Origin of the sequence: Neokomagataea anthophila (assembly GCF_018122595.1) — a bacterium.
In the GTDB taxonomy this organism is placed as follows: domain Bacteria; phylum Pseudomonadota; class Alphaproteobacteria; order Acetobacterales; family Acetobacteraceae; genus Gluconobacter; species Gluconobacter anthophilus.
Genome location: NZ_JAGRQH010000217.1, coordinates 1 through 221 on the forward strand (window position 1 = coordinate 1; position 221 = coordinate 221).

Consider the following 221-nt stretch of genomic DNA (forward strand, 5'->3'; position numbering starts at 1 on the left):
CATCGGATTCTATGACGGTGTCAGCACTGAACAAGACCGTTTCCGGGGCGTCGAGTGTGACGCAATTTGCCATGGCCTCTGCACGCAGGCGTTGCTGCACGCTGTGCTCGTCGCGTGCGAGTTCTGCGCGGGAATTAACGCCCGCGAGTTCGGCTTCTTCTGCGACAACGCAGCTTACAGTTCCTTCGGCAGCCGCTAGCGCTACAACATCGGTGAGGTAA

At 58.8% G+C, this 221-nt stretch carries 1 pseudogene; it reads right to left on the reverse strand.

What is annotated here, in order from left to right:
* Positions 1–221, reverse strand: a pseudogene (gene glmU / locus KB213_RS12510) (bifunctional UDP-N-acetylglucosamine diphosphorylase/glucosamine-1-phosphate N-acetyltransferase GlmU); the annotation flags it as partial.